Origin of the sequence: Leuconostoc citreum, from assembly GCF_004354555.1 — a bacterium.
Lineage (GTDB): Bacteria > Bacillota > Bacilli > Lactobacillales > Lactobacillaceae > Leuconostoc > Leuconostoc citreum.
The window spans coordinates 593,610-614,242 of record NZ_PUFH01000005.1 but is presented as its reverse complement, the minus strand read 5'-3'; the positions used below and the strand labels follow the sequence as shown (position 1 = coordinate 614,242).

The 20,633-nt window shown below is 39.9% G+C and carries 20 protein-coding genes and 1 tRNA gene; 19 read left to right on the top strand and 2 right to left on the bottom strand.

Translation table 11 applies throughout. The features are described 5' to 3' along the window. The first annotated feature begins 1 nt into the window (after position 1). The 6 genes from C5L21_RS07365 (at position 2) to C5L21_RS07340 (ending at position 6,123) form a co-directional block, all read left to right on the top strand. A complete protein-coding gene (locus tag C5L21_RS07365) occupies positions 2-793 on the top strand; it encodes a YlmH family RNA-binding protein (RefSeq protein WP_004904253.1) in 792 nt (263 codons plus the stop codon). 36 nt (positions 794-829) lie between these two features. Beyond that, a complete protein-coding gene (locus C5L21_RS07360) occupies positions 830-1,510 on the top strand; it encodes a DivIVA domain-containing protein (protein WP_085698836.1) in 681 nt (226 codons plus the stop codon). Positions 1,511-1,795: 285 nt separating this feature from the next. Continuing rightward, positions 1,796-4,588 carry an isoleucine--tRNA ligase gene (gene ileS / locus C5L21_RS07355; protein WP_085698838.1) on the top strand — a complete coding sequence of 931 codons (2,793 nt, stop codon included), beginning with the start codon at positions 1,796-1,798 and terminating at the stop codon, positions 4,586-4,588. Positions 4,589-4,721: 133 nt separating this feature from the next. After that, positions 4,722-5,042: a PTS sugar transporter subunit IIB gene (locus C5L21_RS07350; protein ID WP_004900450.1), complete on the top strand. Its 321-nt coding sequence runs from the start codon at positions 4,722-4,724 to the stop codon at positions 5,040-5,042. Between the two features lies 1 nt (position 5,043). Further along, a complete protein-coding gene (locus tag C5L21_RS07345; protein WP_004900446.1) occupies positions 5,044-5,364 on the top strand; it encodes a PTS lactose/cellobiose transporter subunit IIA in 321 nt (106 codons plus the stop codon). Positions 5,365-5,508: 144 nt separating this feature from the next. Then, positions 5,509-6,123, top strand: coding sequence for an ECF transporter S component (locus tag C5L21_RS07340; protein WP_085698842.1), 615 nt, complete (start codon positions 5,509-5,511; stop codon positions 6,121-6,123). Between the two features lie 36 nt (positions 6,124-6,159). Here the strand turns inward: C5L21_RS07340 and C5L21_RS07335 are convergent. Continuing rightward, a tRNA-Arg gene (locus C5L21_RS07335) sits at positions 6,160-6,232 on the bottom strand. Between the two features lie 284 nt (positions 6,233-6,516). Here C5L21_RS07335 and C5L21_RS07330 point away from each other — a divergent pair. From C5L21_RS07330 to mmuM, 11 genes are all read left to right on the top strand, one after another. Then, positions 6,517-7,320 carry a 2-keto-4-pentenoate hydratase gene (locus tag C5L21_RS07330; RefSeq protein ID WP_004908082.1) on the top strand — a complete coding sequence of 268 codons (804 nt, stop codon included), beginning with the start codon at positions 6,517-6,519 and terminating at the stop codon, positions 7,318-7,320. Then, positions 7,313-8,677: a branched-chain amino acid transport system II carrier protein gene (gene brnQ, locus C5L21_RS07325; protein ID WP_099044953.1), complete on the top strand. Its 1,365-nt coding sequence runs from the start codon at positions 7,313-7,315 to the stop codon at positions 8,675-8,677. Before C5L21_RS07330 ends, brnQ begins: the two co-directional genes overlap by 8 nt. 112 nt (positions 8,678-8,789) lie before the next feature. Next, positions 8,790-9,419 carry a uracil phosphoribosyltransferase gene (gene upp / locus C5L21_RS07320; protein ID WP_036058363.1) on the top strand — a complete coding sequence of 210 codons (630 nt, stop codon included), beginning with the start codon at positions 8,790-8,792 and terminating at the stop codon, positions 9,417-9,419. 372 nt (positions 9,420-9,791) lie between these two features. Next, on the top strand, positions 9,792-10,934 hold the full coding sequence (locus C5L21_RS07315) for a PTS sugar transporter subunit IIC (RefSeq protein ID WP_004904244.1): 1,143 nt from the start codon (positions 9,792-9,794) through the stop codon (positions 10,932-10,934). Between the two features lie 28 nt (positions 10,935-10,962). Continuing rightward, positions 10,963-12,135: an ABC transporter substrate-binding protein gene (locus tag C5L21_RS07310; RefSeq protein ID WP_085698846.1), complete on the top strand. Its 1,173-nt coding sequence runs from the start codon at positions 10,963-10,965 to the stop codon at positions 12,133-12,135. An 11-nt stretch (positions 12,136-12,146) separates the two neighbouring features. Further along, positions 12,147-13,025: a branched-chain amino acid ABC transporter permease gene (locus tag C5L21_RS07305; protein WP_004900420.1), complete on the top strand. Its 879-nt coding sequence runs from the start codon at positions 12,147-12,149 to the stop codon at positions 13,023-13,025. A 4-nt stretch (positions 13,026-13,029) separates the two neighbouring features. Then, positions 13,030-14,010, top strand: a complete 981-nt coding sequence (locus tag C5L21_RS07300) for a branched-chain amino acid ABC transporter permease (RefSeq protein WP_004900416.1) — start codon at positions 13,030-13,032, stop codon at positions 14,008-14,010. Continuing rightward, positions 13,976-14,761, top strand: a complete 786-nt coding sequence (locus C5L21_RS07295; protein ID WP_085698848.1) for an ABC transporter ATP-binding protein — start codon at positions 13,976-13,978, stop codon at positions 14,759-14,761. Before C5L21_RS07300 ends, C5L21_RS07295 begins: the two co-directional genes overlap by 35 nt. Further along, on the top strand, positions 14,758-15,486 hold the full coding sequence (locus tag C5L21_RS07290) for an ABC transporter ATP-binding protein (RefSeq protein WP_004900410.1): 729 nt from the start codon (positions 14,758-14,760) through the stop codon (positions 15,484-15,486). Before C5L21_RS07295 ends, C5L21_RS07290 begins: the two co-directional genes overlap by 4 nt. A gap of 389 nt (positions 15,487-15,875) precedes the next feature. Further along, entirely contained in the window at positions 15,876-17,288 is a 1,413-nt protein-coding gene (locus C5L21_RS07285) for an amino acid permease (protein WP_004904239.1), read from the top strand. After that, positions 17,275-18,189 (top strand): homocysteine S-methyltransferase, encoded by a 915-nt coding sequence (mmuM, locus tag C5L21_RS07280; RefSeq protein WP_085698850.1) that lies wholly within the window; start codon positions 17,275-17,277, stop codon positions 18,187-18,189. The genes C5L21_RS07285 and mmuM overlap by 14 nt, the downstream gene beginning before the upstream one ends. A 91-nt stretch (positions 18,190-18,280) precedes the next feature. On the opposite strand, the gene C5L21_RS07275 is transcribed toward mmuM, so the two are convergent. Then, entirely contained in the window at positions 18,281-18,820 is a 540-nt protein-coding gene (locus C5L21_RS07275; protein WP_004900403.1) for an LURP-one-related/scramblase family protein, read from the bottom strand. A 42-nt stretch (positions 18,821-18,862) separates the two neighbouring features. Between C5L21_RS07275 and C5L21_RS07270 the strand changes: the two genes are divergently transcribed. Together C5L21_RS07270 and pta are read left to right on the top strand one after the other, a co-directional pair. After that, on the top strand, positions 18,863-19,522 hold the full coding sequence (locus C5L21_RS07270; protein ID WP_085698852.1) for a uracil-DNA glycosylase: 660 nt from the start codon (positions 18,863-18,865) through the stop codon (positions 19,520-19,522). Positions 19,523-19,628: 106 nt separating this feature from the next. Next, positions 19,629-20,621 (top strand): phosphate acetyltransferase, encoded by a 993-nt coding sequence (gene pta / locus C5L21_RS07265; protein WP_012305091.1) that lies wholly within the window; start codon positions 19,629-19,631, stop codon positions 20,619-20,621. Positions 20,622-20,633: the final 12 nt, after the last annotated feature.

The window sequence follows — 20,633 nt, the reverse complement described above, 5'->3', positions numbered from 1 at the left end:
CATGTCAGATGTTTCTATAGCAATTGAACAGCATTTTAGACCAGATGAGGCAGACTTTATACAACAAGCAGGTGATTGGATAAGACAAAGTCAAGATGAGTATCGGTTTATTTTAACTTACTTTTTAAATCCACGAGAGCAATATATTTTAAAGACACTCGTTAACCGAATGAACGATTTGAAAGTAGTATTTAATGGTGGCGTTGATGGCGCTGAAAGCCAACGAGCAATTATTTCGCCAAACTTTTATTCACCAGAACTTGATGATTTTGAATTAGCTGTGTTCGAGATTAAATATCCAAAAAAGTTTACAACATTACATCATAGTACGATTCTAGGTACTTTAATGCATTCAGGCATTAAACGTGCTATTATTGGGGATATCCTAAATGATGCACAGCAGTGGCAAATTATTGTGGATAAAAAAATGTTAGCTTATATCCAGCAAACAGTTTTGACAGTGGGACGTACCAAAGTATCATTGGTAGCGACAACACTGAATCATGCGATTCAACCCAAGGATGATTGGGAAGAGACCTTTGTATTACTAGCTTCTCTACGTATTGATACGGTAATTGCTACCATTTTTGATTTACCGAGAAGCGTGACGAAAAGTTTGGTTGAACAACAGCAAGTTCGTTTGAATTGGCACACAGTCATTAAGCCGGATACTACTGTGACCGTTGGTGATGTTATTTCTGTACGTGGATATGGTCGTATTCAACCAAAAATGCTTGACGGATTAAGCAAAAAAGATAAAATTAAAACGGTAGTAAATGTTATTCGGCGTTGATTAGCATGGCTACACTGTAATTAAAAGGAGAGTATGATGGCACTAACACCTGACGAAATATTAAATCATGATTTTACTAAGAAAGGCTCTCGTGCTTATATTGCATCCGAAGTTGACGCCTTTTTAGACCAAGTAAACGGTGATTATGAAGCAATTATTGCAGAGCGTGATCGTTTTGCAAATGAAAAGGAACAGTTACAAGTTAAGGTTGATGAGCTAGAAGCTAAGCGTGAGCAAGTTAACCAGTCCATCTTTGTGGCACAAGAAGCGGCTGAGCGCTTGAAAAAAGATGCTGATGCAGAAGTAAAAAAGCAATTAATGCATGCACAAGAGTCAGCCACAAAGATTATTAGTGATGCACGTACAAAAGCTGAGGCAGAAGCCACAAAGTTGGCACAAGAAAATGCTGATTTAGTTGCCGAGCAAAACGAATTACGTCAAGAAGTTGAAAGTTTTAAAGATTCGTTCTTGAAATTATTGACAGTTCAGCGTACACTATTAGACAACGATGAGTTAGCCGAGGCAGTTCATCGTTTGCCAATGGGTCAGGCAACTGCCGCTCGTATTGAAAAAGCTGATTTGAATTCAGCAGCTGAAGCAGCAACTAATGTTGCTGACGAGATAGTTGACGACGCAGCAACGTCTGATACGACGGTTGAACAAGGACCAGTAGTTGTGTTTCCAGAGACGGAAGACACAGCAGATAATAAATCATAAAAAGCGTAACACAGCAAGATTGGCGTACATACGCGCAGCGAGTCATGGTGGTTAGAGATGATCGTCCCTGTAGCCTTTCAGATCAGTTACAAGTTTGTTGAACTGAATTTTAAGTAAGTTCAAACGGTGCAGATCGTTAAAACTGATTTGAGGGTTATTTTATGAGTATAGCCGAATGTATGGGTGGTACCACGCGTAAGCGTCCCTGTGTCGATTGACACAGGGACGCTTTTTTATTTTTTTGATACATAATGATTATTACTGCGATATTAGAGGAGAAACAGTATGAAATATAAAGATACATTAAATCTAGGAAAAACAGGATTTCCCATGCGTGGGTCATTGCCTAAAACAGAACCATTGCGTCAACAAAAATGGTACGATGCCGATTTGTATAAGCAAAGATTATCTCAAAACGAGAAAAAGCCACATTTTAATTTGCATGATGGACCACCATATGCCAATGGAAATATTCATCTCGGTCATGCCTTGAATAAAATCTCCAAAGATATTATTGTGCGCTACAAAAATATGGCTGGTTTTTATGCACCTTATGTTCCTGGGTGGGATACGCATGGTTTGCCTATTGAGCAACAGCTAACTAAGGCAGGGCATGATCGTAAATCAATGCCTAAGGCTGCTTGGCGTAATTTAGCTAAAGACTTTGCTTTGGCTCAAGTCGATAAGCAGCGTAATGACTTTAAACGGTTGGGTATTATGGCAGACTGGCAGCACCCATATATCACGTTACAACCTGAATTTGAAGCCGCACAAGTTCGTGTTTTTGGCGAAATGGCAGGTAAAGGCTATATTTTTAAAGGCTCAAAGCCAGTTTACTGGTCATGGTCATCTGAATCAGCTTTAGCTGAAGCTGAAATTGAATATCACGATATTGATTCAACATCTTTGTACTATGCTAACAGAGTCAAAGATGGTAAAGGTATTTTGGACAATGACACGTATTTTGTTGTTTGGACAACCACGCCATTTACAGTAACAGCATCACGAGGGATTACATTAGGTCCTGACATGTCGTATGCGGTTATTCGACCAGAAGGTGAGACGCGCAAATTTGTTGTGGCAGTTGGTCGTTTAGAAGCTATTGCGCCTAAGTTTGGTTGGACAAATTATGAAACACTGGCAACATATAAGGGACAGGAATTAGACCGCATCACAGCTTATCATCCTTGGGATGAAGCGGCTGAAGAACTTGTTATGAATGCCGACCATGTGACGCTAGATTCTGGTACTGGTTTGGTCCATACAGCACCTGGTTTTGGTGAAGACGATTTTAATGTTGGTAAAACCTATGGTCTCGAAGTCGCTGTGACAGTTGACGAAAAAGGTTACATGACGAAAAGTGCTGGCGCTGATTTTGAAGGCAAGTTTTATGACGATGTTGTCGGTTTAGTAATCAATAAATTAACGGCCGCTAATCTATTTTTAGCCAAAGAAAAAATTACGCATTCTTACCCATTCGATTGGCGTACCAAAAAGCCAATTATCTGGCGTGCAGTGCCGCAATGGTTTGCATCAGTTGAAAAATTCCGTCAAAATATTTTGAATGAATTAGACAATGTGAACTTTTATCCTGAGTGGGGTAAGAAGCGTTTATACAATATGATACGTGATCGAGGTGACTGGGTTATTTCTCGTCAACGCGTGTGGGGCGTGCCATTGCCAATTTTTTATGCCGAAGATCAAACGCCTATTTTAGATCAATCTATAATTAACCATGTGGCAGATTTATTTGAAAAACACGGTTCAAACTATTGGTTTGAACACGAGGCTAAAGATTTATTGCCTGAAGGTTATACGAATGAACATTCACCAAATGGGCTATTCACAAAAGAAGAAGATATTATGGATGTTTGGTTTGACTCTGGTTCATCTTGGGCGGGTGTCATGAACACGCGTGATCAACTTGATTATCCAGCGGATCTCTACTTAGAAGGCTCAGATCAATATCGTGGTTGGTTTAACTCATCTTTGATTACTTCTGTGGCGGCTACTGGACATGCACCATATAAGAATGTGTTATCACAAGGCTTTACATTAGATGGTAAGGGCAATAAGATGTCTAAGTCACTTGGCAATACTATCTCGCCATTAGCTGTTGCTGATCAAATGGGGATTGAAATTTTGCGTCTTTGGACAATTTCTGTTGATACATCGCAAGATATGCCAGTATCAAATGATATTTTGAAACAAGTATCAGAAAGTTATCGTAAAATTCGTAATACGTTGCGCTTCTTAATGGCCAATACTTCTGACTTTAACTATGCAACCGATGCGATTGCTTTTGAAGATAGGGCGGGGCATGATCAATATTTCTCAGTTGTTTTAAATGACTTTGTTAAAGATGTCCGAGCATCATATGATAACTATCAATTTAATGATATTTTTAAGCGCGTCATTAACTTTGTCAATGTTGATTTGTCAGCATTTTACTTGGATATCGCGAAAGATGTTGTTTATGTTGAAGCACCAACTGGCCACGCACGTCGTTCAATGCAAACAGTCTTTTATGATACATTACTAGCCTTGACTAAGTTACTCTTACCAATTTTGCCACATACAGCTGAAGAAGTTTGGGAGTATTTACCAAACGAGAAAACTGAATTTGCCTATTTGTCAGATATGCCTGAAGTGCAAGATTTTGGTGATACACGTGCATTATTGTCACATTGGGCTGACTTTATGTCATTGCGTGATTCCGTGAATAAAGCATTAGAAGAGGCGCGTGCTGCTGAGTTAATCGGTAAAAATGCCGAGGCCGCATTGACATTGTACTTGACACCAGAGCAACAACAATTATTAGCTAATCTCCATGCTGATGTCCGTTTGTTATTAATGGTATCGCAACTGCATATCGAAGATGCTTCTAACGCGTCGGCAATAAAAGATTATGATGGCTTTTTAATTTCAGTACAGCATGCAACGGGTGGTGTTTCACCACGTGATAGAATGTTCCATGAAGATTTAGGCGCCGATCCAGCCTTCCCAGAATTATCAAAACATGAAGCAGAAATTATTCGTGAATTTTATCCCCAAGCTTTGACTGAAGGGTTTGAATAATTTCGACACAACGCAATAACATGGTATTATTGCGTTGTTTTTTTATTTAAATGAAAGCGTTTACATAGTCTTTGGAAAACAGTATAATGAAGGTGTAGCAAATTGATAGTATGACCTAAGGAGAACAAGTATTATGGCAACAAAAACGATTATGTTAGCTTGCGCGGCAGGTATGTCGACTTCATTATTAGTAGCCAATATGCAAAAAGCTGCCGAATCCCAAGGAAAAGATTATGAAATTTTTGCAACATCAACGGCTGATGTTGATGCAAAACTAAATGAAAAACATCCAGATGTCGTTTTACTTGGTCCACAAGTGGCATATATGAAAGAGGAAGTTAAAGGGCAAACTGATAAGGCTGGTATACCGCTTGATGTGATTAATATGATGGATTACGGCATGATGAAAGGTGATAATGTACTTAAAGCAGCAGAAACTTTGATGGGAGTATAGTATGGTAGAAGACGAACGCATGCAAGTCATCATGGGCTTAATTATGCATGGTGGTAACGCCAAATCACAAGCTTTTCAAGCAATTCAACTAGCAAAAGTAGGTGACTTTGATGGTGCAAAAGCTGCCATTGCCCAAGCAGATCAGTCGATTAAAGCAGCTCATGATACGCAAACTGATATGTTGACCAAAGAGGCGCAAGGCGAGCATGCAAAAGTAGATTTATATATGGTTCACGCGCAAGATCACGTTATGAATGGGATTACGTTCCGTGATTTGGCAGTTGAAATGATTGCTATTTATCAAAAGATAACTGATAAATAGGCAAAATAAAAATGGCTTATTACCACTTTATTTCTGGTAAGCGCCATTTTTTTCGTTCTCAAGCTAATTTATACGTTAAATGTTGTGTTATCTAGCCACGCTACGATACAATAGAAGTATTAAAATTTAAGATGGATTAATCACATGACAAATAAAAAAACAGCTTACTACATTGTGACAACTTTGTTTGTTGCTATTGTTCTATTACAGATGCTCATACCATGGCTAGGAATCATGCCATTGGGTGCTTTTATTATTGGCGCAAGTGCTACCATTATACAGTTCACTGTAGCACTGTCAGGTATAATCCTTGGTCCTAAGTATGGCGCAGTCGTGGGTTTCTTTTGGGGCGGTTTATCATTTATTAATGCATTAACACATCCTGGCACGATTGGCTCGTTAATGTTTCAAAATCCGGCGACGGCATTTATTCCGCGTATTTTAGTTGGTTTAGTCATTGGTTGGTTGTTTAATTATTTTTTACGCCAAAGGCCAATAGTGACTCGGACAATTGGTTTAGGCATACTAGGCGTTTTAGCTGCGCTCGTTAACACGGTCGGGGTTGTTATCTTAACCACAATTGGTTTTACTGTGATGCATACGAACTTTACAGGCATTCCCAATCATAATATTTTGAGCTGGTTAATCGGCATTGTATCATTTAATGCCATTTTCGAAATGATTGTTGGCTTTATATTAGTCATGCTCATTGGAAATATATTGTTGCCTATTGCTGAGAGGGCAGGAATTAAGGGGTAAAAAAAGCGACTAGAGCGTGTCTAGTCGCTTTTCTAATGCACTAACCCAGACTCGAACTGGGAGCAAAGACTTAGGAGGTCCCCGTTTTATCCTGTTAAACTATTAGTGCAAGCTATTTTATTATACCGTAAGTCAGTTGAAAAATAAAATGAGACTTGACACATTTTGTTCATTATGTTTTAATAAAAACATCAAATAAAAAAGGGAAAATAACATGGTCAATTCAGCTAAGACAAATGTACAAATTATTATCAGCATTATCATTATTTCGTGATAGGTGCTGACAATTTGTTGAGCCTATCAGATATGATAGGCAGCTGATTTTCATGCAAAAGGCATGCTGCTTAACTTAAGCAGTATGCCTTTTTTATTTTCTAAAGGAAGAGTGAGAATATGGGATTATCATTAGAGCAGCAACAACTAGCACAGAAGTTATACGAGGCCTGGGTGCATAACAAACCATTGCATCGTGACACTTACATCGGTGTGGTGAATGATTTTAAAACAGCCTATGATGTGCAAGACGCTGTTATGGCAAAAAAAAGCGAAGCCACGGCAGGATATAAAGTATCATTAACTTCACCAGAAACACAAGCCATGTTTCATACAGATGCGCCACTTTATGGCGCACAGGTTGCCAGTCGTTTCGTTACCTCGCCTTATACACTCGATTTAACAAAATATAATGAACCACTGGTTGAAGTTGAATTACAATTTACAGCTAAAGCTGATTTAACCCCAGAAATGTCATTAACAGACCTTTTAGCTAACACAACTGTTGCGCCGACTCTGGAAGTACCAGATGCGCGGTTCAAAAACTGGTTTCCTAAGTTAGACAAATTTTTAGTGTTAAGTGATTCAGCAGTCGGTGGTGCTGTTGTTTCCGCTAGGCCACGTGATGGGAAACAAATGACGGTTGATGACTTAGCAACCGTTGAAGCAACGCTTTACCATAATGGCGACAAAGTAGCTTCAGGATTCGGTTCAGAAGTATTAGGGAACCCTTTAGAATCATTACAATGGTTAGTTACAAAACTGGCATCACAAGGTAAATTATTTAAAGCGGGCACGCGTGCTACTACTGGTACATTTTTACTACCGCCAACACTGAGAATAGGCGAGTGGCGCGCGACATTTACCGGCGGCTTTAGTGATGTTGTGTTAAATGTCGTCACGGAGGTGAGCGCTAATGCATGACAAAAAATTAACTTGGCGTGAATTGGTGCTAGTCGCCTCACTTATCTTTGGCATGTTTTTTGGTGCTGGTAATTTAATTTTTCCAGTACAACTTGGTCAACTATCGGGTGGTCATTGGGTATTAGCGACAATTGGCTTTTTAGTAACTGGCACAGTTGTCCCATTTTTAGCCATGCTGGCCGTGAGTGTCACACGTAGTCGTAGTGTTTATGATGTTGCAACGCCCGTAGGCCATTGGTTTGGTCTGGCATTTCTAGTAGCTATTCATTTAACAATTGGGCCATTCTTTGGAACTCCGCGTACGGCTGCAACTGCTTTTTCAATGGGAATCGCACCGTTTATTGCGCCCAAGTATCAAAGTTTGGGTATGTTAATTTTCTCAGCATTATTCTTCGGATTAGCTTATTTTTTAACTGTCAAAGAAACAGGCTTGATGAAGTGGGTTGGCAAGTACTTGAATCCGGTGTTTATGATACTTTTGCTCATCGTCTTATTAATGGCTCTATTTATGCCAATGGGTAACACATCACAAGCTGTTAGTTCAGCCTATCAAAGTCATGCCACCTTTCAGGGTCTATTAGACGGATACAACACGATGGATGGCATTGCCTTGTTAGCTGTGGCTGTTTCTGTTGTTTACGCTGTCAGAGGATTAGGCTTTCGAGACCATCAAGTATCATCTGTTTTAGCAAAAGCAGGCTTGTTAAGCATTGTTGCAGAAGCTATCTTATACACAGCACTTGTTCTATTGGGCGTATCCAGTTTGGGCCAATTTAAAGTTGCGGCAAATGGTGGGGATGCTTTTGCTCAAATTATCGCGCATTATGCAGGTAATTTTGGCACAGCACTAACAGGTGTAGTTGTGACTCTAGCTGTCTTTACGACCGCAATGGGATTATTTGTGTCTTTTGCACAAGATTTACATTTGGCTTTTCCAAAGGTGAGTTATCTATGGTTTTTACGTATTATTGCTTTGGGATCATTTGTCACAGCGAATGCAGGATTAACTAACATTGTGGCTTGGTCTGTACCAGTGTTAATGCTTCTTTATCCTTTTGCATTAGTATTGATTTTATTGTCTTTGACGGGCAAATTTTTCGATAAGTCACCACTAGTTTACCGAAGTGTTGTTGGCTTCGTGGCTATGCCAGCTTTTTTAGATGCTTTAGCTGCTTCTCCCTTCATGTCGAGTCACACCGCACAACAACTTATAGGCGCATATCATCAAGTCGTACCACTATCATCACTTGGTTTTGGTTGGGTTGTACCAGCCTTACTGGGCGCAGTGATGGGCGAAGTATTACTCGGCGCTAGTCGTGTCGCGCAAAGGCAAAATCAAATCATTGAAGGAGACTAATTTAGCATCTGTACTGGTTTCCAGAATAAGTTAATTTTTGTTATAATAGACACAGTAACTAACTTGGAAGGAAGAGCTGTTTGTCAATAATACACAGCTTGAAATAATAATCATGGGAAAATTTGTCGAAATGGATCATCCCCTCATCCAACATAAACTGACAATGATTCGAAACAAAAATGTTGGTACCAAGGATTTTCGTGCATTAGTTGATGAAATTGCAATGTTGATGACTTATGAAGCGAGTCGCGACTTGCAATTAGAAGATGTTGTCGTAGAAACGCCAGTGGCAACAACGACTAAGAAGCAGTTAGCTGGAAAAAAGTTGGCTGTTGTGCCAATTTTACGGGCTGGTTTAGGCATGGTTGATGGCATTGTTCAGTTGATTCCTGCGGCAAAAATAGGCCATATTGGCATGTACCGTGATGAAGAAACATTAGAACCGGTTGAATATTTTATTAAGCTGCCTGAAGATATTGATCAACGTGATGTTTTGCTCGTGGATCCAATGTTGGCAACAGGTGGTTCAGCAAAGGATGCCATTTCGGCATTGAAGAAGCGCGGTGCAAAGCATATCAAATTGATTACACTAGTTTCTGCTCCGGAAGGTGTTAAAGCTGTTCAAGAAGCGCATCCCGATGTTGATATCTATACAGGTTCGCTTGATGAAAAGTTAAATGAGAATGGTTATATTGTCCCAGGTTTGGGGGATGCCGGTGATCGTCTGTTCGGTACGATGTAAAAAAGATAACACAGCTTGTGTTATCTTTTTTTATGAGAATATTCTGATTTTAAATAAAAGTGTTGACATTTTAAATTAACCTATGTATAGTAATACTCATAAAGAAACAGCAAGTAATTGCTCAACAAGGGAGACAGCACATGACTAACACATTCAATAAGCAAGTTAATAACGCACTTCTCCTCAACCTCCTTCTCATCTGAGTCTAGTAGGTTGTTATTTGAGCAAGATCAGCTACTAGACTTTTCGCAAGGTTAGTAGCTGGTTAGGAAAAATACGTGAAAACGTCCTAACGAGCAATCGTTGGGGCGTTTTCTTTGTCTCCAATGATTGCACTGCTCATTTGAAGTGTAAGTAAAGGGAGAAAACATTATGGCACAAAACGCGGTAGCAAATGAACGTCAAATTGACACGGAAAAAATTCAAGAAAAAGTAGGTGAAGCAAAGGAATCAGTTCGAGATTTGGTTTATAACACCTCAGCGGCAGTTTCAAACGCCATTTTAGTAACATTGGGTATGGGCTTGTTGTTACAAACAATCGCTGGTTTTATTCATTGGGCACCAATGGTACAAATGGGGGCAATCACTAAAGTGATGTTGCCAGCAGCTTTTGGAGCCGCAGTTGCATCACAAATGAAAACTAATACAATGGTCATGTTTAGTGCGATGGCAGCGTCAACAGTTGGTGCAAATGCTATATTCTTTAGTAAAACAGCTGTTCAAGGTGTAACAGCCACAGGATTTGCTGGTACACAAGCTGTTGGTTCAACTATTATCACGACTGGACAACCGATATCTGCCGTTATTGCAGCCGTTATTGCTGTTCTGTTCGGTAAATGGTTAAGTGGTAAGACGCCATTAGATATGGTGATTGTCCCAGCGGCAACAACAATTGTGGGTACAGTTAGTGGTTATTACTTGGCAATGGTAACCACACCTGCCTTGGTAGCTATTGGTCACTTCATTGCTTCGAGTGTAGCCATCAACCCAATTATTGGTACGGCTGTAGTAGCCATGGTCTTTGGTGCTTTGACAATGACGCCTGCTTCAGCTGCTGCATTGGCAGTTGCCATTGGCGCGACTGGGGTAACCTCGCCAGAAGCTGCCGGTGCAATTTTAATCGGTACTACTGCTGTGTTTGTTGGTTTTCCAGCCATGTCTTTCCATGAAAATAAAATTGGTGCCACAATTGCACAAGGTATTGTTACACCGAAAATTCAATTTCCAAATTTAACAGAGAACCCAGCACTGATTGTGCCACCAATGATTGGTGCAGCAATTGCGGCGCCCATTGCAACAATGGCATTTCATGTGACGGCCCCATTTGCTATGGCTGGTATTGGCTTTAATTCATTCATTGTCCCCTTGGCATTGGCAGGATCAAATCCCGTTGCTTTTGCTGCTTACATGATTGTTGGGGTTGTCGTGCCGGTGATTGTATCTTTCATCGGTTACCGTGTGATGCGTAAGATGGGTTGGGCAAAGCCAAACCAGTTACATTTGGAAATGATTTAATATAACAAAAAATCTTGGGAGACATATCATGAAAAAAATTATTGCGATTATTGTTGCGTTTGTTGTCGTTGTTGGGGGGGGAATAGGGATTGGCATCGCTAAAAAATCAGCTGATAAATCCAGTACTACCATTAAGATTGGTGGCGTATTTGACACATCAGGTGCCGCGGGGGCTTATGGGCAGGCTGAACAAAAAGGTGCAGACTTTGCTGTTAAACGTATTAATGCTGCTGGTGGCGTTAAGGTTAACGGTAAAACTTATAAGATGCAAATGGTTAACAAAGATAGTAAGTCCGATAATACCGAATCAGCATCAGTGACAACAAACTTGATTAGTAATAACAAGGTAAATGCCATTGTTGGACCCGTGACAACGTCTGCAGTTCAGGCAGCTGTACCAGCAGCGACAAAGGGTAAAACACCCATGATGTCACCAACCGCGGGTGCTGATAATATTACGGTTCAAAAGGATGGTAAGGTACAACCATATGTTTTCCGCGCACAGTTTAAAAATTCATATTTAGGCACTAAAATGGCGCAATTCACAACGGACACAGTGAAGGCTAAAGATGTCGTGATCTTCCAAGATAACTCTTCAGATTATGGTACAGGTATTACTAATGCTTTTAAGAAAGCTTATAAGGGCAATATTGTTGAGACGGATTCATATCAAGCTGGTGACAAAGACTTTCAAGCAATGTTGACTAAGATTAAGAACAAAAAATTCGATGCCATTGTGATTAACGGCTATTATACAGAAGCAGGGGCTATTTTGAAGCAGGCACGAGATATGGGTATTAATGTACCAGTAATTGGACCTGATGGCTTGGGCGATCCAAAGTTGGCAGAAATTGCTGGTAATCAAAATACAAGTAATGTTTACTATGCTGCACACTTTTCAACGCAGGCGCCAGCGACAGATGCTGCAACACCATTCGTAACAGAGTATAAGAAAGCCTATAATCAAGAGCCATCACAATTTACAGCTTTGGCTTACGATGCTGTTTATATGATTAAACAAGCTATTGAAGATGAAAAGTCTACTGACAAAATGAAAATCACTGAAGGATTAGCTAAAATTAAAAACTTCAATGGTGTCACAGGGAAAATGACCATGGATGATTTTCATAATCCTAAAAAGTCAATTGTAATGGTTGGGGTAACAAATGGGAAAGATACCACAGCTACTGTGGTTAAATAAAGGTAAGTGCTTTGTCAAATATCATACAACAACTGATCAACGGTATTATTTTAGGTAGTGTCTATGCATTGCTGGCATTGGGCTATACCATGGTTTATGGCATTATTAAGTTAATTAACTTTGCACATGGCGATGTGTATATGTTAGGCGCTTATTTTGGTTATTTCTTTATTCAAGTCTTGCACCTTAATTTTTTCATTGCTTTAGTGTTATCAATGGCTGTTAGTGCGTTACTTGGTATGTTAATTGAATTCGTAGCCTATCGACCTTTGCGTCATTCACCACGAATTGCTGTCTTAATTTCGGCTTTAGGCGTTTCTTTTTTACTTGAAAATGGTATGAGTTATTTTTACGGCTCTGACAAAAAAGCATTTCCACAAGCAATTCGTACTATCCAATATCATATTGGCAGTTTACAAATTTCAAATATTCAGCTGTTGATTATTTCAACGGCTATCACGTTAATGATTCTTTTAACAATTATTGTGCAAAAAACTAAAATGGGGCGTGCCATGCGTGCTGTGTCTGCTGATCAAGAAGCAGCCATTTTAATGGGCATCGATGTTAACCGAACAATTTCATTTACGTTTGCTATTGGGTCGGCATTGGCCGCTGCTGGTGGGGTGTTGATTGGTCTATATTACAACAATATTGATCCGCTAATGGGGATGACACCAGGTATTAAGGCTTTTGTTGCTGCTGTTTTAGGAGGAATTGGTTTAATTCCGGGCGCAGCTTTAGGAGGATGGTTAATTGGTATCTTAGAAACCATGACGCAGGCTATTGGGCTATCAGACTATAAAGATGCGGTGGTCTATGCTATCTTGATTATTATTCTGCTCTTTAAGCCAACAGGTATTTTGGGTAAAAACAAGCGGGAGAAGGTTTAAACGCATGGATAGAAAACATCTAAAATATACTTTGACTTGGGCACTGCTTATCACGATGCTCTTTGTACTAATTGAATTATTAACTGTATTCGATATTATTGGGCAGTATGGTATCACAACAATTGTGTTAATTGGCATCAATTTAATCGCCGCAGTTGGTCTTAATTTGGTGATTGGCATGTCGGGTCAATTTTCACTGGGTCACGCAGGCTTCATGGCTATCGGTGCTTATGCGACAGCATTAATGACGACAGCATTACCATCAATTTATGGATTTATACTGAGTTTATTAGTTGGCGGCTTAATTAGTGGACTTGTGGCATTGGCTGTCGGTATACCAACGTTAAGGCTACGCGGCGATTATTTAGCTATTGCGACACTAGGGGTCTCAGAAATTATTCGAATCATTATTATTAATATGAAAATCACGCGTGGCCCTGCAGGTATATTTGGCATACCTGCCTTTGTCAATTGGCAGATGGTATTTGTCCTAAGTGTTATAGTAATTATCATTGTGGTCAATTTTGTGCGTAGTACAAGCGGGCAAGCAATTATAGCTGTACGAGATAATGATATTGCAGCAGAGTCATTAGGTATTAATACGACAAAATACAAAGTCATGGCATTCGTAGCCGGGGCAATACTGGCAGCGATTGCAGGTGGCTTACGTGCGAGCTTCATTCAATCAGTATCGCCACAAGATTATACATTTATGCAGAGCATCACTATTCTGATTATTGTTGTGCTTGGTGGTATTGGTTCGATTAGTGGTACCGTGGTAACGGCAATAATATTGGGCGTTCTCGATGTCATTTTACAAAATTTTGGGACACTACGTATGGTTATTTATGCCTTAGTCTTGATTATTGTGATGATTTTTAGACCAAAAGGGTTATTAGGAACCACGGAATTTTCGTTACAAAAGTTGCTATTTGATTCAGGAGGATCACATGACCACAACGATTCTAAAAACGCACGATCTTAGTATTAAATTTGGTGGGGTTACTGCGGTTGATTGTGTCAATATTGAAGCACATGATAATGAGTTGATTGGTTTAATTGGGCCAAATGGTGCCGGCAAAACGACACTATTTAACTTATTAACTGGTGTTTATCAACCAACACACGGCACGGTATCACTTTTTAATGGTGAAAAGTTGGCTCAAGTTAATCACGTGTCAGCTTATAAAAGAGCTCAGTTAGGCATTGCTCGCACATTTCAAAATATTCGTTTATTTAAAACACGTACGGTGATTGAGAATGTTTTAATTGCTATGACAAATCAAACGGCAGCCAAAACAATTCACGCTATTTTTAGAACGCCAAGCTTTTATCAACACGAAGCGAAAAAACGCCAACATGCTATGGCTCTGCTTGACATTTTTAATATGGCACATGTGGCTGATGAATTAGCAAGCAATTTACCTTATGGGCAACAGCGTCGTTTAGAAATCGTTCGCGCATTAGCTACAAATCCAAAAATATTGTTTCTTGATGAACCGGCTGCTGGTATGAATCCACAAGAAACCGCTGCACTAACAGCTTTAATTAAGCAAATTCAACAGCAATTCCAATTAACGATTATTTTAATTGAACACGATATGAATTTGGTCATGACGGTGAGTCAGCGTGTGTATGTTCTAGAATATGGCAAAATCTTAGCAACGGGGACGCCAACAGAAATTCAACAAAATCCAGCAGTGATTAAAGCTTATTTGGGGGACGATATGCCATGACACAATTACTAACAGTTAATAATTTAAGTGTCAATTATGGTGCAATCAAAGCAGTCCAAGGTGTCAGCTTGTCAGTTAATCGTGGTGAAATTGTGACATTGATTGGGGCAAATGGTGCTGGGAAAAGTACAATTTTGCGAACAATAGCTGGGCTCGAAAAAGTAGCTAGTGGCCTTATTACTTTTGAAAATCAAGGGTTCAATCGTATGCCCTCTGATAAACGTGTCCAAAATGGTGTTGTGTTAGTGCCTGAAGGTAGACGTGTTTTTCCAGGAATGACGGTACAAGAAAATCTCCAATTAGGTGCATTTTCAGTCAAAGATAAACATCAAGTACATGCCGCCTTTGATACTGTGTATGAACAATTTCCCATTTTAAAAGCGCGTTTAAATCAGGATGCTGCAACATTATCAGGTGGCGAGCAACAAATGCTGGCTATTGGCCGTGCCCTGATGGCTAATCCAAAGATGATTTTATTGGATGAACCATCTATGGGCCTGGCACCGTTATATATTCAAAAAATATTTGATATTATTGAAAATATACGTAACCGTGGTGTCACAGTGCTAGTTATTGAACAAAATGCAGCACAAGCACTACGCATTGCTGATAGGGGATATGTTATAGAAAGTGGTAAAATTATTGCCACGGATACCGGAGAAGCTTTATTAGTATCTGATGATGTGAAACGCGCTTATTTAGGTAGTGACGTTTTAATTAAATGAAACGTTTGACATTAAAATCTTTTATTGGTATCATAAAAATAACTTAGAAGAGATGATACTTATTATTATGGTAGCAAAAGAGAGCCGATAATTGCTGAGATAAAGGCCTGCCTGGATAAGTTGATGGTCTTGGAGTGTCATTGTCGTGAGCAAATCCCCGGTACAAGGTTTGGGATAAGGTTAGCGATTATCGGTTCAGCGCGATATAGCTCCATTTAATTCAGCAATTAAAATGTGTCAGAATACATTGCATTGCTGTTTTTCAAAGGTGTGTTCTGAACACATAAATAACGGGTGGTACCACGAATCATCATCGTCCCGCAGTCTAATGATATTTAGATTGCGGGGCTTTTTTTAGCAATGACATGTGTAACATTAAGGGGGAAATTATGGCGACAACATTAAAAAGAACAATGCGGACTAGACATATTCAAATGATTGGTCTAGCAAGCGGTATTGGCACAGGATTATTCTTGTCATCTGCCTATACAATTCATACAGCTGGGGCACTTGGCACAATTATTGCTTACAGTATTGGCGCTTTATTAGTGTATTTGGTGATGTTGAGTGTTGCAGAGTTATCTATTGCAATGCCAGCTACTGGCGCCTTTCATTATCATGCGCAGCAGTTAATTGGTCCAGCGACAGGATTTTTTGTAGCGATTGCTTACTGGCTAACTTGGACAATTGCCTTAGGTTCAGAATTTACAGCGGCTGGTATTATCATGCAAAGGTGGTTGCCTCATTTACCAGTTTGGTCTTTTTCTGGTCTATTTTTGCTGGTGATTTTATTAAGTAACTTTTTTTCTGCTCGCATCTTCGGTGAGAGTGAGTATTGGCTAGCGGCAATAAAAGTCGTGGCTATTGTTATCTTTTTGCTTGTTGGTGTCTTGATTCTGACCGGAATAATTCATTCACCACGTACGGCTTCTGCCGGCTTTCAAAACATTTTAAGTCATGGTGCTTTTCCAAATGGTATATGGGCCGTATTCACCACGATATTGGCTGTTAATTTTGCTTTTAGTGGCACGGAATTAATGGGTATCACAGCTGGTGAAGTCGAAAATCCTGAAAAAGCGATTCCTAAAGCCATTAAAGCAGTCTGGTGGCGGCAAATTATTTTCTTCATTGGCAGCATTGTTATTTTAGCAGCGGTTATTCCTTACGAAAAGGCTGGTGTGACTGAGAGTCCCTTTGTGACAGTTTTTAGTATGGCTGGTATTCCGTATGCAGCAGACATCATGAACTTTGTGATTTTGACAGGAATTTTATCTATGGCGAACTCAGGGTTATATGCTTCAACACGAATGCTATGGTCTTTAGGACATGAAGGGCTTATTTCATCAAAATTTACAGTAACTAATAAACATGGAATACCACAATTAGCTTTATTTGTGAGCTTACTTGGTGGAGTCTTGGCATTAGGATCAAGCTTTATGGCTGCTGGACAACTGTATTTGATTTTAGTGGAAGTCTCTGGCTTAGCAGTTGTCTTTGTTTGGATTGCGATTAGTTGGTCTCACTACCAGTATTATCTTAAATTAAAAAAAGCACACCAGTTAAACCAATTGCGATACCCAAAGTGGGCTTATCCAATCTTACCGCTAGCTGGATTTGCTGGATCATCATTATCAGTCATATTAGTCATATTTGACCCAGCGCAACGCATGGCACTATTGTGGTCGATACCGTTCATACTATTAGTGTATGGATATTATGCATTGAGATTTAAACTATTGAACAAATATCAACACAAACGCATTAAAATATCACAGGAGAGACAAGTTCATGACAAAGTTTAGTGAGTTATTATTTCAAGGACCAGTAATTTTAGATGGTGGTTTGGGAAGTGAAATTGACAAGCAACATATTGCTGTGGCCAATAATTTATGGTCTGCTTCTGCACTAATACAGGCACCCAATCTTGTGCGTGATATACATCAATCATATTTTAATGCAGGAGCACAAATTGCTATTGTCGATACGTACCAAGCACACCCACAGACATTTGTGGATTCGGGCCTATCAGAAAATGAAGCCTATGAACTCATTGATTTAGCTGTTGCATTGGCACGAGATGGTTTGAAAAAATCAGAGAAATCATCAGGTATCATTGCTGGTTCAGTGGGACCTTATGGGGCGTATCTAGCCAATGGGGCTGAATATACCGGTGATTATGACCTCTCAATCCAGGCATATCAGGCATTTCATAGACAGCGAATAAAGCGCTTAGTGCACAATAATGTCGATATATTGGCTTTAGAAACTATGCCTAACTTTAAAGAAGCTCAAGCGATAGCGCTATTGTTACAAAACGAATTTCCTGAGGTTGAAGCCTATTTATCATTTGCTACCGAAGCAGGAGATTATTTGTGGGATGGCACACGTTTAGCACATGCTGTAGCTTATTTTAATCAATTCGAGCAAATTAAGGCCATTGGCATCAATTGTACAGCACCAGATAACATTTTACCTGCCATCACGCGAATCAAACCCAATACGGATAAAAAAGTAATTGTTTATCCTAATGCTGGTGAAGTGTATAATCCAGAAACAAAACGCTGGGTGACTAATAACGAACCAATTAACTGGCGACGATTGGTGCCGTTGTGGCAACATGCTGGTGCTGACATCATTGGCGGTTGTTGCCGAACAAGTCCGGAAGATATTCGTGAAATTCACGACATTTTACAAAAGCAATAAAGCCATCATGTTGCGTAAAAAAGCCTGAAAAGAGTCACGCTCTTTTCAGGCCTTTTTACGTCGTTAATGCGCACAGCGTTAGCTTTTGCGTTTAGTGACGACAATAAGTTAGTTTGTAATTTTCTGATTGGCCGGGTAGCCATTTAAAACGCGTCAGTGGATTAGATTTTGTCCCCCATATATCGAGTAACGCGGCAATCGCAATATGAACTGGTGCTTGGGAGTCAAAGGTTACAGTCAGTTGATTATAAATACCGTCAGGACGAATGTTAGGCTTCACGGAAAGTAATTTTTTGGTATTATGTGTAGTGAGGTATCGACCAGCCATAAAATTGCCAGAGATTAGCCAGCCAAGTTGACGAACATAGACAAGATCGCCAAGATGACCGAGGGTGAAACTAATCGAGCCAACTGTGTGTCCACGATAGCGTAATGAAAAGCGTGGTAACATGCCATAAGAAGTTTGTTGAATACGCACTAAAACACGACCGGACATATCCTGAACATGCAATTCATCATGTTTTTTCCCTGTACGGCCAGATACTAAATAACTTGCTTGAAAGTTTTCATCAAACACGATATTGACGCCGTCATCAATGCTATGCCGTTGTCTTAAATAATATTTTGTCATGATCGCCTCTTGCACTCATTTTAACATGAAAGTAGTCAAATTATGCCATTATCTCATACAACTTGGGCACCTTATATTAATGCCAAGTTAACACCTGAACAAATTAATAATATTAAGCAGTTTTTAGATGTGCAATATCAGGAGCAATCCATATTTCCACCAAAAGAAAAAGTCTTTGCTGCCTTGTCAATGACGTCGCTTGATCATACAAAAGTTGTGATCATGGGGCAGGATCCTTATCATGGCTTAGGGCAGGCACAAGGGCTCAGCTTTTCTGTACCAGACGCTGTACCTGCACCACCATCATTGCAAAATATTTTAAAAGAATTAGCAACTGATATTGGGCCGCGTGCTTCACATGACTTAACATCGTGGGCTAAACAAGGGGTCTTACTTTTAAATGCGGTGTTGACTGTTCCTGAAGGCCAGGCTAACGCGCATGCTGGCTTAGTTTGGGAGCCGTTAACAGATGCTATTATTCAAGCTGTATCTGACGCAGGCGAGCCAACCGTATTCATTTTATGGGGAAAATTTGCGCAGTCAAAACGACAGTATATTGATGAGTCAAAACACTTAGTACTGGCGGCGGCCCATCCGAGTCCATTATCAGCATATCGTGGTTTTTTTGGTAGCCATCCGTTTTCCAAAGCAAACCAATTTTTAACGCAAAATGGGCGCGACAGTATCCACTGGTTAGAGTGAGTGAATAAAATCACAAAATGTAGTAAAATCACAGACAAATGGCATGTGTTCTGTTACAATGAAGTTGTAAATTAAAAACAGTGTTTGTTTGAACACGCTGGAGGGAATGCTTGTGGTGGAATTATTTGAACAATTGAAGGGGAAAATTAGCGGTCAAAACAAAGTGATTGTTTTTCCTGAGGGTGAAGATGTTCGTATTCAGGGCGCAGCGGTGCGTTTGGCTGCTGAAGGCCTAATTAAGCCAATTTTGTTGGGCGCACAAAAGGCTATTGAAGCAACAGCGGTTGCCAATAACTATGATTTATCGGACTTAGTAATCATTGATCCAGCAACATATGATGAAAAAGCGCTTGCCAAATTAAATGCCGCCTTAGTTGACCGTCGCAAAGGAAAAACTGATGCAGAAACGGCAGCAAAGTGGTTGGCTGATGTTAATTACTTCGGCACAATGCTGGTTTACACTGGTCAAGCTGACGGCATGGTTTCGGGTGCCACACATCCAACCGGTGATACAGTTCGGCCGGCATTACAAATTATTAAAACAGCGCCAGGCTCGTCACGTATTTCAGGTGCCTTTATTATGCAAAAAGGTGAGGCACGTTATGTATTCTCTGATGCAGCTATTAATATAGATGTTGATGCAGAAACAATGGCTGAAATTGCTGTACAATCAGCCAAAACTGCACAAGTCTTTGACATTGAACCAAAAGTGGCCATGTTATCATTTTCAACTAAAGGCTCTGCAAAATCACCACTAGTCGATAAGGTTGCAGAAGCTACGGCTATAGCTAAAAAACTGGCACCTGATTTAGCTGATAGTATCGATGGTGAGTTACAATTTGATGCGGCTTTTGTAGCTTCTGTTGGTGAGGCAAAGGCACCAAACTCAAAAGTTGCTGGCCATGCCAACACATTTATTTTCCCAAGTTTAGAGGCTGGTAATATTGGTTATAAAATTGCGCAACGTCTAGGCGGTTTTGAAGCAATTGGGCCTATTTTGCAAGGACTAGCCAAGCCAGTTTCTGACTTGTCACGTGGCGCAAATGAAGAGGATGTGTACAAAGTTGCAATTATTACAGCAGCACAGGCATTAGTATAAAGCACAAATAAA

What these genes read in the sequence shown, in the direction of transcription:
- C5L21_RS07360 (WP_085698836.1), top strand. Translation starts at nt 830, where the DNA reads ATGGCACTAACACCTGACGAAATATTAAATCATGATTTTACTAAGAAA.
- C5L21_RS07275 (WP_004900403.1), bottom strand. Translation starts at nt 18,820, where the DNA reads ATGACAAAATATTATTTAAGACAACGGCATAGCATTGATGACGGCGTC.
- C5L21_RS07295 (WP_085698848.1), top strand. Translation starts at nt 13,976, where the DNA reads ATGACCACAACGATTCTAAAAACGCACGATCTTAGTATTAAATTTGGT.
- ileS (WP_085698838.1), top strand. Translation starts at nt 1,796, where the DNA reads ATGAAATATAAAGATACATTAAATCTAGGAAAAACAGGATTTCCCATG.
- C5L21_RS07290 (WP_004900410.1), top strand. Translation starts at nt 14,758, where the DNA reads ATGACACAATTACTAACAGTTAATAATTTAAGTGTCAATTATGGTGCA.
- pta (WP_012305091.1), top strand. Translation starts at nt 19,629, where the DNA reads ATGCTTGTGGTGGAATTATTTGAACAATTGAAGGGGAAAATTAGCGGT.
- upp (WP_036058363.1), top strand. Translation starts at nt 8,790, where the DNA reads ATGGGAAAATTTGTCGAAATGGATCATCCCCTCATCCAACATAAACTG.
- C5L21_RS07315 (WP_004904244.1), top strand. Translation starts at nt 9,792, where the DNA reads ATGGCACAAAACGCGGTAGCAAATGAACGTCAAATTGACACGGAAAAA.
- C5L21_RS07285 (WP_004904239.1), top strand. Translation starts at nt 15,876, where the DNA reads ATGGCGACAACATTAAAAAGAACAATGCGGACTAGACATATTCAAATG.
- mmuM (WP_085698850.1), top strand. Translation starts at nt 17,275, where the DNA reads ATGACAAAGTTTAGTGAGTTATTATTTCAAGGACCAGTAATTTTAGAT.
- C5L21_RS07330 (WP_004908082.1), top strand. Translation starts at nt 6,517, where the DNA reads ATGGGATTATCATTAGAGCAGCAACAACTAGCACAGAAGTTATACGAG.
- C5L21_RS07350 (WP_004900450.1), top strand. Translation starts at nt 4,722, where the DNA reads ATGGCAACAAAAACGATTATGTTAGCTTGCGCGGCAGGTATGTCGACT.
- C5L21_RS07300 (WP_004900416.1), top strand. Translation starts at nt 13,030, where the DNA reads ATGGATAGAAAACATCTAAAATATACTTTGACTTGGGCACTGCTTATC.
- C5L21_RS07345 (WP_004900446.1), top strand. Translation starts at nt 5,044, where the DNA reads ATGGTAGAAGACGAACGCATGCAAGTCATCATGGGCTTAATTATGCAT.
- C5L21_RS07310 (WP_085698846.1), top strand. Translation starts at nt 10,963, where the DNA reads ATGAAAAAAATTATTGCGATTATTGTTGCGTTTGTTGTCGTTGTTGGG.
- C5L21_RS07365 (WP_004904253.1), top strand. Translation starts at nt 2, where the DNA reads ATGTCAGATGTTTCTATAGCAATTGAACAGCATTTTAGACCAGATGAG.
- brnQ (WP_099044953.1), top strand. Translation starts at nt 7,313, where the DNA reads ATGCATGACAAAAAATTAACTTGGCGTGAATTGGTGCTAGTCGCCTCA.
- C5L21_RS07270 (WP_085698852.1), top strand. Translation starts at nt 18,863, where the DNA reads ATGCCATTATCTCATACAACTTGGGCACCTTATATTAATGCCAAGTTA.
- C5L21_RS07340 (WP_085698842.1), top strand. Translation starts at nt 5,509, where the DNA reads ATGACAAATAAAAAAACAGCTTACTACATTGTGACAACTTTGTTTGTT.